The sequence below is a fragment of the Tessaracoccus yangjingae genome (assembly GCF_055326235.1).
The window spans coordinates 182,620-195,777 of record NZ_JBUZNN010000006.1; the positions used below are offsets into that span (position 1 = coordinate 182,620).

General features: G+C 68.6%; 14 protein-coding genes and 1 other RNA gene. 1 reads left to right on the forward strand and 14 read right to left on the reverse strand.

Translation table 11 applies throughout. The features are described 5' to 3' along the window. Positions 1-64: 64 nt before the first annotated feature. The 14 genes from hpf to prfB form a co-directional block, all read right to left on the reverse strand. A complete protein-coding gene (gene hpf, locus ACZK5D_RS10730; protein WP_458994089.1) occupies positions 65-670 on the reverse strand; it encodes a ribosome hibernation-promoting factor, HPF/YfiA family in 606 nt (201 codons plus the stop codon). 174 nt (positions 671-844) lie between these two features. Further along, positions 845-1,471: a ComF family protein gene (locus ACZK5D_RS10735; protein ID WP_463665273.1), complete on the reverse strand. Its 627-nt coding sequence runs from the start codon at positions 1,469-1,471 to the stop codon at positions 845-847. 47 nt (positions 1,472-1,518) lie between these two features. After that, positions 1,519-3,210, reverse strand: a complete 1,692-nt coding sequence (locus ACZK5D_RS10740; RefSeq protein ID WP_463665274.1) for an LpqB family beta-propeller domain-containing protein — start codon at positions 3,208-3,210, stop codon at positions 1,519-1,521. Next, on the reverse strand, positions 3,207-4,727 hold the full coding sequence (mtrB, locus tag ACZK5D_RS10745; protein ID WP_458996541.1) for an MtrAB system histidine kinase MtrB: 1,521 nt from the start codon (positions 4,725-4,727) through the stop codon (positions 3,207-3,209). The genes ACZK5D_RS10740 and mtrB overlap by 4 nt, the downstream gene beginning before the upstream one ends. 22 nt (positions 4,728-4,749) lie before the next feature. Next, the gene (mtrA, locus tag ACZK5D_RS10750) at positions 4,750-5,451 is read right to left on the reverse strand and encodes an MtrAB system response regulator MtrA (RefSeq protein ID WP_458994092.1); all 702 of its coding nucleotides are present in this window, start codon (positions 5,449-5,451) and stop codon (positions 4,750-4,752) included. A gap of 64 nt (positions 5,452-5,515) precedes the next feature. After that, positions 5,516-6,076, reverse strand: coding sequence for a YqgE/AlgH family protein (locus tag ACZK5D_RS10755; RefSeq protein WP_458996542.1), 561 nt, complete (start codon positions 6,074-6,076; stop codon positions 5,516-5,518). 234 nt (positions 6,077-6,310) lie between these two features. Further along, positions 6,311-6,682 (reverse strand): hypothetical protein, encoded by a 372-nt coding sequence (locus ACZK5D_RS10760; RefSeq protein WP_463665275.1) that lies wholly within the window; start codon positions 6,680-6,682, stop codon positions 6,311-6,313. A 131-nt stretch (positions 6,683-6,813) separates the two neighbouring features. Further along, positions 6,814-7,181: a transfer-messenger RNA gene (gene ssrA / locus ACZK5D_RS10765) on the reverse strand. 14 nt (positions 7,182-7,195) lie between these two features. Beyond that, entirely contained in the window at positions 7,196-7,789 is a 594-nt protein-coding gene (locus ACZK5D_RS10770) for a DUF1707 domain-containing protein (protein ID WP_463665276.1), read from the reverse strand. Positions 7,790-7,852: 63 nt separating this feature from the next. Then, complete coding sequence (smpB, locus tag ACZK5D_RS10775) at positions 7,853-8,335, reverse strand: SsrA-binding protein SmpB (protein ID WP_458994095.1); 483 nt, start codon at positions 8,333-8,335, stop codon at positions 7,853-7,855. Positions 8,336-8,354: 19 nt separating this feature from the next. Next, a complete protein-coding gene (locus ACZK5D_RS10780; protein WP_458994096.1) occupies positions 8,355-9,776 on the reverse strand; it encodes a M23 family metallopeptidase in 1,422 nt (473 codons plus the stop codon). Positions 9,777-9,797: 21 nt separating this feature from the next. Beyond that, complete coding sequence (gene ftsX / locus ACZK5D_RS10785; protein ID WP_458994097.1) at positions 9,798-10,700, reverse strand: permease-like cell division protein FtsX; 903 nt, start codon at positions 10,698-10,700, stop codon at positions 9,798-9,800. Between the two features lie 13 nt (positions 10,701-10,713). Then, on the reverse strand, positions 10,714-11,400 hold the full coding sequence (gene ftsE, locus ACZK5D_RS10790) for a cell division ATP-binding protein FtsE (protein ID WP_458994098.1): 687 nt from the start codon (positions 11,398-11,400) through the stop codon (positions 10,714-10,716). Between the two features lie 105 nt (positions 11,401-11,505). Next, on the reverse strand, positions 11,506-12,618 hold the full coding sequence (gene prfB / locus ACZK5D_RS10795; protein ID WP_458994099.1) for a peptide chain release factor 2: 1,113 nt from the start codon (positions 12,616-12,618) through the stop codon (positions 11,506-11,508). A gap of 71 nt (positions 12,619-12,689) precedes the next feature. Between prfB and ACZK5D_RS10800 the strand changes: the two genes are divergently transcribed. Continuing rightward, positions 12,690-13,145 (forward strand): GatB/YqeY domain-containing protein, encoded by a 456-nt coding sequence (locus ACZK5D_RS10800; RefSeq protein WP_463665277.1) that lies wholly within the window; start codon positions 12,690-12,692, stop codon positions 13,143-13,145. The last annotated feature ends 13 nt before the right edge of the window (positions 13,146-13,158 follow it).

The following is a 13,158-nucleotide window of genomic DNA, read 5'->3' on the forward strand; positions in this document are numbered from 1 at the left end:
AAAAAAAAGAAAAAAAAACTATTCTATCTTGGAGGGGGTCCTTGCCCCCCGCCGTGTGGGGCTCTCAGGTGAGGTTGAGGTGGATGACGCCGTAGTTGTAGGCCTTGCGACGGTAGACCACGGATGGGCGGCCGCTGTCGGCGTCCTGGTAGAGGAAGAAGTCGTGACCGACCAGCTCCATCTCGTCCAGCGCCTGAGCCAACGTGAGGGGCGCGGTGCTGAACTCCTTCTCCCGCACCACCAGGGGGCCGTCGCCCGTCACGACGAGTCCCGCGACCTCGTGGGTCTCGACATCGTCGTGCGAGGCGCCGTTGACCGGTGCCGCCGGCTGGACGATCTCGGCGATGTTGTTCGCCCGCAGCCCTCGGTGCGTCTTGCGACGATCGCCGGCCTTGCGGAGCTGCGTCTTGAGGCGCTCGAGCGCCATCTCGAAGGCGGCCACCTTGTCGTTGGAGCGGGCTTCGGCTCGGACCACGGGACCCCGGCTGCGCAACGTCAGCTGCACCTCGACGGCGTCCGAGGGATCCTTCGTGCCTTCCGAAGCATGGAACTCGACCTCGACGCGAATGACCCGGTCCCGCAGTCTCTCCACGCTGGCCAATCGCTCGTTGATCAGTTCCTTCAGCTCGGGATTGATCGAACAGTGCCGACCGGTGACGACGATGTCCATAATTCCTCCGTCTGTCGTGGGGCCCGCTACGGACCCGACTCGAACACGGCCGCCGGGAGCATCCCGGCAGCGGATGACCAAAGCCGCGGGTGATCTTTCGATCCGGCCCGCGGCTTGTCCATGAACCAACGCTACCCCTCCGGGGCAAGGCTGTCATCGGCAAACCGCAAGTGTTCAGAGGTAGTCCGCGTCCGCGACCACCGCCGCGCCCAGAACCGTGACGCCGCCCGCCCTCAGGCTGCGGACTGCTTCACCCAGGGATGCGCCTGTCGTCACCACGTCGTCCACGACAAGCACCGGCGAAGAGCTTCCCACCGCCCGCATGCTCCCGGACAGGTTCGCCGCCCGCTCCGCGCGGGTCAGCCCCTCCTGGTCCGCCCCGGCGGACAGCCGCCGAAGCCGGCGCTCCGCCCGCAGCCCGGACTCCCGGGCGGCGGCCCGGGCAAGGCGGTACGCGTGGTCGTAGCCGCGCGCCCGCACCGCGCCGGGCCGGGAGGGCACCGGAACGAGGACCGTGTCGGGTGACGGGTCGTGCCCACCGATCGCGCGGGCGAGCAGCCCGCCGAGGACCTTGTCCAGATGCAGGGCGCCGTCATCCTTGTAGCGTGGGATCACGTGGGCGAGGAGGGGGCGGTAGGCGCAGGCCGCGTACAGCGGCACCGGCAGCCTCCCCTGAACCACCCGCGGCGGCGCGTCCAACGCCGCCTGACAGGCGTCACACAATCCGAAGCCTGGCGCCCCGCAGCCGGGGCAGGCTGCGCCCAGCAGAAGGTCCGCCGCCGCGTGGAGGATGGGTCGCATGCCCCATGGTCGGAAACCGGTCCACCCTCCTCCCGTTGTCCACAGGGTCAGCCGGCGTAGGCGATGGCGCTGATGCCCTCCCCCAGCCTGGTCCAGCGGGTCCTGGCTTCGTAGCGCCAGGTGACGCCTGCGTCGGTGCGCAGCGCGATGGCCCCTCCGCCCAGCCGGGCCACCGCAGTCAACTCCTCGACCTCCCCGGAGAATGGGCCGAGTTCCTCGACGAGCGAACCGTCCACCTCCGTGGCGAAGATCGAACGAACCCCGGCATCCATGGCGGCCACGGCGATCGCGGTCTCCGCGTGCCAGGCCACCGCACTCACGTCGCCCAGCGTCACCCCCGACGCCCCGACCATGGGAAGGGGGCGCCAGTCCGCCACTGACATGCGCCCCGACGACAGGACGGTGCCGATGCCGAGGGTCCTGACATCGCCCGACGAGACCAGAAGCGCGATGCGGGCCCGGGCCGGGGACACGGCGAACTCCTCCAGGGTCGCCCCGGCCGGGAGCGTCAGTTCCACCTCGTCCACGGACCCCACCCGGTCCACCGTGAACAGCCGGGTCACGCCCTCGAGGTCGTCGCCCATGAGCCACAGCGTGCCCAGCACGAACTGGGGGGCCCGGAGATTGGCGTACGGCACGGGAACCGCCGCCAGGTCGCCACGCATCGGGCCCATGAGAAGGACTGTTCCTGTGTCGTCGATCACCGCGGCCGTGTCGCCGTCGAGCGACACCGCGAGGTCCGCCGCGTTGACCTCCAACGAGCCCCACGGGTCGAAGCCGCCGTCACCGGTGACGCGTCCCGGGACCCCGTCACGGACCCCGAAGAGATCGACGGTGGAGGCACGGGAGAGTATCTGGTAGCCCTGCTGGCCGGCGAGTTCGAGCACCCCGTCGGCGCGCGCGCCGGGGAGTGTGAAGGGGAACCCGTTGCTGGTCACCACGAGCCCGGTGACCCTGGGGATGGCGGTGAGCGACCAGAGCAGCTGGGCGCCGAGCCTGCGCCGGGCATCGTCCCCCAGCCGGTCGTGGAGCCCGGCGAAGTTCACTGTGACCACACCGTTCGGATCGATCGTCGCCCCCTCGTCGGTGAGGCTGACGCCGCTGGGGACGGCATCGCTGACCGCCTGCGCGATGCCCGCGGACGGGCCGCTCAGGACCGCCTCGACTATCGCCGTGGGCGTGACCTGGGTCTCCGGCATGTGGATCGGGTCCGCGACCACATGGCTGCCCGCCCGGCTCATGAAGTACAGCGGCACACGGTCGTAGTATCTCTGGAAGATGTAGCGGGACAGCATGACGCCCGGCAGGGGCGCATCGATGCGCCATTCGCCGTCCTCCATCACGACCTGGAAGTCGTGGAACAGCGCACGTGGCGCGGCGGTGTAGTGCCCGAACTCGTCGAGTGTCCCCAGCTGGACCCCGTCGACCGAGGCTGTCGCGGCACCGCCTTCGACGACCCCGTCGAAGACGACGGCGACGTCCGGCCTCCAGTCGCGGCCGGCCGATTCGGTGAGGTACTCGCGTGCGACGGCGTAGCCCCCGTCAGGTGACGCCATCGCCTGCAGGTAGCCGTCGACCAGCCGCGCCGGCGACACGCCCGCCTCGGGTGGCTGGGGTGCGATGTCGATGCCGCGCGGCTCCGCTGACACCGGAACCTGCTCGACGGGGCCCGCTGTGGGTATCTGGGTGCAGCCGGTGGCGACCAGTGCAAGGACCAGCGCTGCGACGATCCCTCTCATCGGCTGACCTCCATCGGCTGGTCGTCGACCGGGATGACCGACAGCGGTGATGCCGTGAGCTCGTGGCCCGGATCCCGGGGAAGCGTCAGCCTGAACTGCGCGCCGCGATGCGGCCGTCCCCATGCCGTCAGCCACCCGCGGTGGAGGCGGGCGTCCTCCATGGAGATGGCCAGGCCGAGGCCCGAGCCCCCGACGATCCGGGTGCGGCTGGGATCCGCCCGCCAGAAGCGGTCGAACACGCGCGCCGCGTCCTCCGCCTCGAACCCCACCCCGTGGTCCCGCACCGTCACGGCGACGGCGTGCTCGTTGGCCGCGACAACAAGGTGGACCGGCTTGCCCTCGGCGTGCTCGATGGCGTTGGTGATGAGGTTGCGCAGGATGCGACGGATGCGTCTCGAGTCCACGGCGGCGGTGGTGTCGGCGCTGCGTCGCTCGAGCGACAACTCCACGCCGACCTTGTCCGCCATGCGGCGGGCCGCCGAGATCTCCGCCTCGACGAGCGAGGTGACGTCCGTCTCGTCCAGGGTCAGCACGGCCGCCCCGGCGTCGAACCGGGAGATCTCGAGCAGGTCGGCAAGCATGCCGTCGAACCGGTCGATCTCGTGACTCATCAGCTCCGCCGACCTGGCTGTGAGCGGGTCCAGCGCGTAGCGGGAGTCGTAGATCATGTCCGACGCCATCTTGATGGTGGTCATGGGGGTGCGCAGCTCGTGGGACACATCGCTCACGAACCGCTGCTGCAGGGTGGAGAGGGTCTCCAGTTCGCGGATCCGCTGCTGGAGCTGCGCCGCCATCCGGTTCATCGACTTCGCGAGGCTCGCCAGGTCGTCCGTTCCGCGCACCGCCATCCGCTCCCCCAGCTGGCCGGACGCCAGTCTCAGGGCGGTGCGGCTGGCCCGTCTCACCGGTCGTACCACCTGGTTCGTGACCAGGTAGGCGACGAGTGCCAGGGCCGCCGCGAGCGCCAGCCCGGTGCCCGCAACGGCCCCCTGGAGCGCCCTCAGCGTCTGGGTCTCGGTGGTCATCGGGAAGATGTAGTAGACCGGGAACCGCTCGCCCGCCGACCCGATGAGCGCGGTCCCGATCGCCCAGCCCGGTTCCGGCTGGGCGGCGGTGTCGGTGAAGATCACCTGGGTGGGGGTCACGAACATCCCCTCCCCCGCCTCCACCTGCGCGATCAGCGCGTCCGGAACGGACTCGGCGCGGATGCCGGCCGAGACCAGCCTCGAGGCGGGCCCCTGGATGACGACCCTGTACTGGGCCGCCTGGGCGTCAGCGAGGTCAGCCAGGCGGTTCAGCGACTCGTGCACCGCCACCCCCCGATTCTCCGGGCTCCGGAGCTGGGCCTGCATGAAGGCGTAGACGCCCGCCGCCTCGTTGAGGGACGCCGACTTCTTGGCCGCGACCACGCCGGCGGTGGCCTGCTGCAGGAGCACCATGCCCGCCAGCAGCATGAGCACGATGGACAACGCGAGCGTGGAGAAGAGGACGCGGAGGGGAAGCGACCCCCACCACAGCCGTCGGAGCCCGAGCGTGCCCTTACTGCGCTGCTTCACCGGCCCTGTACCCGATCCCTCTGACCGTGATGACGATCTCCGGGCTCTCCGGATCCTTCTCGACCTTCGCGCGTAGCCGCTGCACATGCACGTTGACCAGGCGGGTGTCCGCCGAGTTCCGGTATCCCCACACCTCGTCCAGCAGCGCCTCCCTCGTGAAGACGTGCGTGGGACGCTTCGCCAGGGCGAGGAGGAGGTCGAACTCGAGTGGGGTGAGCGAGAGCTGGCTGCCGCCCCGTCGGACCACGTGCGACGACACGGAGATCGTCAGGTCCCCGATGGCGAGGGTATCCGCGCCGGCCTCGCCGTTCGTCCTCCGCAACCGGGTCCTGATCCGGGCGATCAGCTCCTTCGACTTGAAGGGCTTGGCAACGTAGTCGTCGGCACCGGCCTCGAGCCCTCCGACGACGTCCGCGGTGTCCGACTTCGCCGTCAGCATGATGATCGGGACCCCGGACTCCGCGCGAATGTCCCGGCAGACCGCGACACCGTCGCGCCCCGGGAGCATGAGATCCAGCAGGACGAGGTCTGGGCGCCACTGCCTGAACTCGTTGAGCGCCACCTCGCCGCTGGCACAGCGCACGGTGTCGAAACCCTCCTGCCGCAACACGATCTGCAGCATTTCAGACAGCGCCGCGTCGTCGTCGACGACGAGAATGCGGGGCTTGCCCCTGGCGTCGGTCACCCCAGCCTCCTTGCTTACGGACACCCCATGCTAGCTTCGCTCCGAAACTCAGCGACCCTCGGCGCTAGTTGAGGTTCGGATCCTCGGTCCACGTGGACCATCGGCCTGTGGCTCCCCCCACGCGGCGCAGCACCCGCCGCCAGAGACCGTCCGGGTGGCCGAAGACGTCTTCGGTGCGCGCCGGGACCCGGAACCAGGATCCCCGGATCAGCTCGCTCTGCAGCTGCCCCGCAGCCCACCCCGACAACCCCACGAAGAGCCGCAGCTGGTTGAACGACGCGGCCATCAGCTCGGGCGGGAAGTTGAGATCGACGACGCCGATGTCCCCGACGACCCGCTCCCACCCGGGCGGGGGCGAGTCCGGTGTGGCGGGCTCGCCCAGCGCGATGGCGACATCCGGGTTCACCGGCCCGCCCTCGAAGACGCGTGCGGGGTGGCTCAGATGGTCCCGGAAGCTCTCCTGGATGCTTGCGGCGGGCAAATCCGAGAGCAGGTTCAGGCACACGCCCAGGCTGCCCTCGTTGTTGTGCTCGAGCAGCAGCACGACGGTGCGATCGAAGTAGCCGCCGCGCCCCGGTTGGTTGGCGACCAGCAGCTGCCCGACGGCGACCGCTCCAGTGTGCATCACGGCCACCACTCTATCCGCCGCGAAACGACGACGTGCCCACCTGAGGGAGGCAGGCGGGCACGTCGTCGTGGAGGGGGTGGAAGTGATGGATCTCCCCCACGGGGCTCCTACAAGGCATGGGCCGAGCGAATCCAGGTACCGCCACGTGGCACGGACCGGTTGGCGGCCTGCCCCAGCTCACGGCGCGCTACGAGGACTCACCCGCGAGACTCTGTTCGAGCGTCCGAAGGGTCAGCCACTATTGAACGTTCGTCGCCCTGCCCGTTCAGCGAACCGGTCGAGCGCCGAGAGCCGGTCCAGGACGGTCCAGACCCTGACACCACCGATCGGCTTCTCGACGCGTATCACGCCGTTCGCGGCCAGACGGTCAAGTATCCGGTAGACGCTGGGCACCGCTACTCCAAGCTCGGCCACCATCTCGGCGGTGAACGCCGGCTCGGCCGAACACAGATCCGCGACCTTCATCAGGTTCGCAGTCCGTCGGTCAGCCGTAGCGAAAATGCGGTCGCGGAGATCGAAGATGTCAGAACGCAAATGTGAGAACCCTAGCTCGTTACTCTCATTAGCAGCCCTGTTGAGAACACGATAGAAACGCACTCTCACTACCAGCGGAACCTAGGTACCGCCTCTGGGCCCAAGTCCGCCCCTGTGCGCCCTCTTCTCTGCCCGAGGGCCGATCCGATGAACGCCCCTGACAAGGAAAAAGGGGCCGTCAGCGAACTGACGGCCCCAGGGGGTGGAGGTGGCGGGAATTGAACCCGCGTCCTCGAGAGATGAACCAGGGCTTCTCCGGGTGCAGCTGACTACTCGTTCTACTCGGCTCCTGCACTCACGTCAGCATGTCGCAGACGAGCCCAGCTCCAGTAAAGTCCCGAGCTACCCCTGAAACACAGGTGGCTCAGCAAGCCTTCTGAATGAGGCCAGGAACCGGACGGAAGGCACGTCCGGACTGACCGTTCGATCACTGATCAGGCAGCGAGAGCGAACTGTGCGCGGTTGTTTTCGGCACTTATTGGTTTCCATGCGGCGTTTACGAGATAAGCATGGATCCTCGACCCGCTTCCCCTGGAACTACCGTCCCAAGTCGAAACCAGTCACCCCCCTGTTGAGTTGTACTCACCCATGATAGCGCGTCTGCGGCAGCTGGCCGCGCGGCGGCCGGGGCCGCGCGAGCAGCACCTTCTCGAACCCCCCGGTGCCCGACTGCCCGTTGAACGCACGGACGCTGGCGGTAAGCGTCGCGGCGAACCACACCAGCCACACCAGGCCCATGAGCTCGGTGAGCCCGAAGATCAGTCCCACCACCATGGCCGCGAAGCCGGCCACGATCATCGTGACCTGAAGGCTGAGCGCGCGCGCCGCCTCCCACCAGACGCGGGAACCGGGGGTGGCGACGGCCTTGACCACGGCCGGGCCGACGAAGGACGTTAAAAGCCCGGAGAGCTGGGTCAGGCCCGCTCCGACGTTGTCGGCCGGCGCGGGGAGGCCTGGGGCCTGGGGCCGCAACGCCGCCGGCGCGATCCGAGCCAGGCCCACCAGGGCCCGGTTCAGTTCCGCCCGATCGCGAGCGCCCAGCGCCTGGTCCAACCGCCGGTCCAGATCCGCCTCGTTCAGCTGCCCGGTCGCGTAGCACGCCTGGAGGTGCGCCACGGCGCGGTCACGTGCCGCCTCGCTGATCTGGGTGTTCGGGTGCTGGGGATAAGCGCTCATGGCTCCAGTGTCCTCCCCGCTCGCGGCTCAGCACACCGGGAAGCTCCCTGAGCCGACCCCTATTCACCCCCGGTTGTAGCGGTTTCGGCTGGCGAGCGCGCGCTCGGCCTCCCGCTTGGCGTCCCGCTCCGCGAGGGCGTGGCGCTTGTCCCAGTCCTTCTTGCCGGTGGCGACGGCGATCTCGACCTTCGCGTACCCGTCGTTGAAGTAGATCGACAGCGGGACGAGGGTCTTGCTCGAGCCCTCCAACTCCCGGGCGATCTTGGCGATCTCCTTGCGGTGCAGCAGGAGCTTGCGCGTGCGGCGGGCGGAGTGGTTGCGCCAGGTACCGAACTCGTACTCCGGGATGTGGGCATTGATGAGCCACGCCTCGCCGTGCTCGTCGACCGTGGCGTAGGCATCGAGAAGGGTGGCACGCCCGGCGCGCAGCGTCTTGACCTCGGTGCCGGTCAACACGAGCCCGGCCTCGTACACGTCACCGATGAGGTAGTCGTGCCGGGCCTTCTTGTTCTGCGCGATCAGCTTGCGTCCGGTCTCCCTGGGCATTCGACCAGTATGTCACGCGTCAGCCGAACCACCGTGCCATCGGGTTCACCACCGAACCGTTCTCCCACACCATGAGGTGCAGGTGGCAGCCTGTGGAGTATCCGGTGTTGCCGACGTAGCCGATCACCTGGCCCCGGGACACACGCTGACCGACACCTACGATGTAGCGCGAGGCATGGTTGTAGCCGGTGGTCACGTAGTCACCGTCCACGCGGCCATGGTCGATCATGAGGCGGTTGCCGTAGCCGGAGTTGTAGTAGCGCTCGGAGACGGTCCCGGCGGCTGCCGCACGGATGGGCGTGCCGCAGGCCGCACCGAAGTCGGTACCGTCGTGGAGCTTCCAGTATCCGAGGACGGGGTGCAGCCGCATGCCGTACCGCGACGTGATCCTCGCCGGAACGGGGTACATGAAGCTCGTCGACGTGGCCGCGCTCGCCTTGGCGGGGGCCGCTGCCGGGGCGGAGGTCTTGGCGGGCGATCCCGAGGACGCCTGGGTCTTGGCTGCGGCCTCCCGGGCAGCCTTCTCAGCCGCTGCCTTGGCCGCAGCGGCCTTCTCCGCCGCCGCCTTCTCTGCGGCTGCCTTCTTCTCGGCTGCGATCCTGGCCTGGATCCGCTTCTCGACGGCGGCGCTCTCCTGCGCCAGCGCCGCCTGCCGCTGCTCCTCGGACGCCAGCTGGCTCTCCGCCGTCTGCTCCGCGTCGCGGGTCTCTGCCACGAGCCTCTCCACCTGGGCCCGAAGGTCCGCTGCCGCCTCCGTCGCGGCCTGGCTCGCCTGCAGCTGCGCCGCGGCCGCGGCCCGGGCTGCAGCCGCCTCATCCTCGGCGGCATCCGCGGCGGCCTGCGCGTCCTCGAGCATGAGCCGGCGCATCTCCAGCTCGTCGAGCTGACGGGCGGAGGAGTCGAACAGCGTGTGCGCGAGCTGCGCGCGCTGGTTGAGGTTCGACACCGTCACGTCGGAGAACAGCATCGCGAGGTTGAGCAGCCCGTGGTTCTGTTGGGTGGTGACGAGGATCTCCTCGTCGAGGCGCCGGTTGACGGAATCGAGCGCCGCCATCGCGGCTGCGACATCCGCCTTGGCCTGCTCGAGCCGGTGCTCGGCCTCTGCCAGTTCGGCAGCGCGCCGCTCGTCGAGCGCGTGGGCCTCACGCTCCGCGGACTCCGCCTCAGCGAGGCGCGCCTCTGCCGAGGCGAGCTCGCCACGTGCGGTGTCGTGGGCCTGGACGGCGGACGCGAGTGCTGCGTTGGCGTCCTCGACGGCCTCGGACTGCTGGGCCATCTGCTGCTGCAGCTCGGACTTCCGGTCGTCGAGTTCGTCGGCCGCGGACCACGTCGTCAGGGAGGCGGTCAGGCAGAGGGCGGCGAGCGAGGCGACGATGCCTCGGGCGATGCGGGTGGTCAGTGGGCGATGATCGGTGGAAAGGGGGGGAAGCTCCCGTTTCACGCTTGTCACTCCTTCGTGCTGCTAGACGCGCAGGTACTTTCTGGTTGCCAGCAGTGTGGGAATGACCGACAAGGCGATCCCCACCGCCGCAATGGCAAGAATGGCAGTGACCAGGTCACCCCAACCAATCCACGGTAAAGCGGTGATTGAGGTTTGCGCGTTCTGCACGATCACCACCCAGTACCCCAGAGTGAGCGCCCCCGCCGCCAGCACGATGCCGATGACCCCTGCCACCAGCGATTCGAGCAGGAATGGGAGGAGGATGTAGAGATTGGACGCTCCCACCAGACGCATGATCCCGATCTCACGCCGGCGGGTGAAGGCGGCCATCCTGATGGTGTTGGCGATCTGGAGGGATGCGGCCAGCAGCAGCAGCAGGCTCATCGTGATGGTGGCCCATTGGAGCGCGGCCAGCCACTTGAACATCGGCTCGAGAACCGTGTGGAGGTCCTGCACGTTCTGCACCCCTTGGAGGCCCCGGGCTTCGCTCACCACCCCGGCGTAGTTCTCGGGGTTGACCAGGCTCACGCGGAACGAGTCCTGCATGTCCTCGGCGGTGCGGGAGGCGACGACAGGCGAGTCCGCGAAGACACGCTGGAACTCCTCGAACGCCGCCTCCTTGCTCTCGTAGACCACCTCGCTGACCTCGGGGTTGGCCGCGAGTGTCTCCTGGATCTGGTCCCGCTGGGCCTCGGTGGTGGCCTTTCCTGCTTCGCACCGCCCACCCTGCGTGTTCTCGGTGCACAGGAACACGGAGATCTCGATCTTGTCGTAGAGGCTCCGCTTGGCCAGGTCCACCTCCATGGACGTGAGCAGCCCCGCACCGAGGAGCGAGAGTGAGACGCCCATCGTGACGATGACCGCGATGGTCATCGCAAGGTTGCGCTTGAGCCCTGACCAGGTCTCGCGTAGTGAATGCCGCATTGTCTCTCCTGCCCTACGCCGTGCCGTAGATGCCCTTGGCCTGGTCGCGCACGAGCTCGCCTTCGCGGAGCTCGAGCACCCGGCGGCGCATCTGGTCGACGATGGACGAGTCGTGGGTGGCCATGATCACGGTGGTGTCGGCCTTGTTGATCCGGTCGAGCAGCTTCATGATGCCCACGGAGGTCTCGGGATCCAGGTTTCCGGTGGGCTCGTCGGCGATCAGGATCTTGGGGCGGTTGACGAAGGCCCGGGCGATGGCGACGCGCTGCTGCTCGCCGCCCGACAGCTCCTCCGACGGGCGGTCGGCCTTGCCGGCCAGCCCGACCAGCTCGAGGGTGTCCGGCACGATGCTGCGGATCTCGCGGGCCGGCCTCCCGATCACCTGGAGCGCGAAGGCGACGTTCTCGAACACCGTCTTGCCCGGGAGGAGGCGGAAGTCCTGGAACACGGTGCCGATCTGCCGCCTGAGCGCCGGGACCTTCCACTGGTTCATCGTGGTGAGGTTCTTGCCGGCCACGTACAGCGTCCCCTTGGTGGGCCGGTACTCCCGCAGGATGAGCCGGATGAAGGTGGTCTTGCCGGACCCCGACTGACCCACGAGGAACACGAACTCACCGCGCCCGATCTCCAGGTTGATGTTGCGCAGAGCGGCGCGCTCCTGCCCTGGGTAGAACTTGGTGACGTCCTCGAACGTGATCACGCGATACTCCGACGGTGTGGGGAAGATCCTGAGAAACTCTCAGTTGCACAGCGAGTGTAGATCACCGCCACAAGCCCCGCCTAACGCGACACGCGACCGGACCGGTCAGGCGTCGAGGCCCGCCTTCATGCGCCAACGGATCCCCGCGTCGATGAAACCGTCGATGTCGCCGTCGAAGACCGCCTCGGGGTTGCCCACCTCGTGCTCCGTGCGCAGGTCCTTGACCATCTGGTACGGGTTCATCACGTAGGAGCGCATCTGCGCCCCCCACGAGTTCCCGCCGTCGCTCTTCAACGCGTTGAGCTCCTTCTCGCGGTCCTGTCGGACCCTCTCCAGGAGCCTCGACTGCAGAACGCGCAGGGCGGCCGCCTTGTTCTGGAGCTGGGACTTCTCGTTCTGGCAGCTGACGACGATCCCGGTGGGGAGGTGCGTGATGCGCACGGCCGAGTCCGTGGTGTTGACCGACTGGCCGCCGGGACCGGAGGAACGGAAGACGTCGATCCGGAGTTCGGCCTCGGGGATGTCGATGTGGTCCGTCTCCTCGGTGACGGGCAGGACCTCGACGCCGGCGAAGGAGGTCTGGCGACGGCCCTGGTTGTCGAACGGCGAGATGCGGACCAGGCGATGCGTCCCCTGCTCGACCGAGAGCGTGCCGTAGGCGAAGGGAGCCTTCACCGCGAAGGTGGCGGACTTCAGGCCCGCCTCCTCCGCGTAGGACGTGTCGTAGATCTCGGTGGGATAGCCGTGCCGGTCCGCCCACCTCAGGTACATGCGCATCAGCATCTCCGCGAAGTCGGCGGCGTCGACGCCGCCGGCCTCCGCGCGGATGGTGACGAGGGCCTCGCGCGAGTCGTAGTCGCCGGAGAGCAGTGTGCGCACCTCGAGCGCCTCGATGTCCCCCGCCAGCTTGCGCAGGTCCCTGGCGACCTCGTCGCGCGCCTCGGCATCGCCCTCGTCCTCGGCCATCTGCACCATGAGCTCTGCGTCCTCGAGCCGGGACCGGAGGCTGACCAGCCGGTCGACCTCCCCCTGCTTCGCGGAGAGTTGAGAGGTCACACGCTGGGCGTTGTCCTGGTTGTCCCACAGGTCGGGCGCGGCCACCTCGTCCTCGAGGGACGCGATCTCGGCGCGCAGCTTCTCGAGGTCTGCGACCGCCTCGATCGAGCTGAGTGAGCGACCGAGGTCTGACAGGAGCTGGGAGAGGTCATCGTGAGCCACGATCGACCATCCTACCGTCAGTTGAGGAGCCGGAGCCTGCCACAATGGACCCGACGAAGGAAGAGGGTGCCATGGGTGCGACCAAGGACAGGCTGAAGCGGGACCTCGCAGCCGCGCTGCGCGCGAAGGATGAGGCCGCGAAGACCACCATCCGCATGGTCATGGCGGCTATCGGTGTGGAGGAGGTGGCCGGCGCCACCGCCCGTGAGCTCAGCGACGCCGAGGAGTTGGCCGTCGTGGCCAGGGAGATGCGCAAGCGCAGGGAGTCGGCCGCCACTTACGCCGAGGCGGGCCGTGAGGATCTGGCGGGCAGGGAGACCTCCGAGGCGGAGTTCATCGCCGGCTACCTCCCGACGCCCCTGACTGACCAGGAGCTGGAGCAGATGGTCGACGAGGAGGTCGGCAGGCTCGGCGAGACGCCGACGATGAAGCACATGGGGTCACTGGTCAAGGCCGTGACCGCGCGCGCCGAGGGTCGGGCCGAGGGCAAGACCATCGCGTCGCTCGTGCGCGCGAGGCTGGGCTGACGCCCTCCCCGCC

What these genes read in the sequence shown, in the direction of transcription:
- hpf (WP_458994089.1), bottom strand. Translation starts at nt 670, where the DNA reads ATGGACATCGTCGTCACCGGTCGGCACTGTTCGATCAATCCCGAGCTG.
- ACZK5D_RS10735 (WP_463665273.1), bottom strand. Translation starts at nt 1,471, where the DNA reads ATGCGACCCATCCTCCACGCGGCGGCGGACCTTCTGCTGGGCGCAGCC.
- ACZK5D_RS10740 (WP_463665274.1), bottom strand. Translation starts at nt 3,210, where the DNA reads ATGAGAGGGATCGTCGCAGCGCTGGTCCTTGCACTGGTCGCCACCGGC.
- ACZK5D_RS10755 (WP_458996542.1), bottom strand. Translation starts at nt 6,076, where the DNA reads ATGCACACTGGAGCGGTCGCCGTCGGGCAGCTGCTGGTCGCCAACCAA.
- ACZK5D_RS10770 (WP_463665276.1), bottom strand. Translation starts at nt 7,789, where the DNA reads ATGAGCGCTTATCCCCAGCACCCGAACACCCAGATCAGCGAGGCGGCA.
- smpB (WP_458994095.1), bottom strand. Translation starts at nt 8,335, where the DNA reads ATGCCCAGGGAGACCGGACGCAAGCTGATCGCGCAGAACAAGAAGGCC.
- ftsX (WP_458994097.1), bottom strand. Translation starts at nt 10,700, where the DNA reads ATGCGGCATTCACTACGCGAGACCTGGTCAGGGCTCAAGCGCAACCTT.
- ACZK5D_RS10800 (WP_463665277.1), top strand. Translation starts at nt 12,690, where the DNA reads ATGGGTGCGACCAAGGACAGGCTGAAGCGGGACCTCGCAGCCGCGCTG.